This window comes from Burkholderia sp. KCJ3K979, from assembly GCF_016759955.1.
Taxonomy (GTDB): Bacteria; Pseudomonadota; Gammaproteobacteria; order Burkholderiales; family Burkholderiaceae; genus Burkholderia; species Burkholderia orbicola.
In genome coordinates, this window is record NZ_JACFYV010000513.1 from 1 (window position 1) to 256 (window position 256).

General features: G+C 58.2%; 1 protein-coding gene. It reads left to right on the plus strand.

What is annotated here, in order from left to right; translation table 11 throughout:
- Positions 1–190, plus strand: a 190-nt coding sequence (locus tag H3O04_RS35880; protein ID WP_202589565.1) for a hypothetical protein, incomplete at its 5' end; no start/stop codon positions are given.
- Positions 191–256 lie beyond the last annotated feature (66 nt).

The following is a 256-nucleotide window of genomic DNA, read 5'->3' on the forward strand; positions in this document are numbered from 1 at the left end:
GCTGCGTTTTCAGCAGCAGAGAAGCGAGATTATGAACCGTGTTTCGCAGCTCGTCAACAACTTTCTGAACGACTTCGTTGCGACCGCGGGGCTCAACTTCCGTACCGCCGAGGCTCGCTACCGCCGAACCTCAACAGCACTGCTTCCCTTCCTTCCGCGCCGCGTTTCCGTTGGCGCGAAAGAGGCGTGATTCTAAGCACCCGCCCCCGTCCACGCAAGCCCTTTGTGAAGAAAGTTTGAAAAAGCCTCCGTGCGC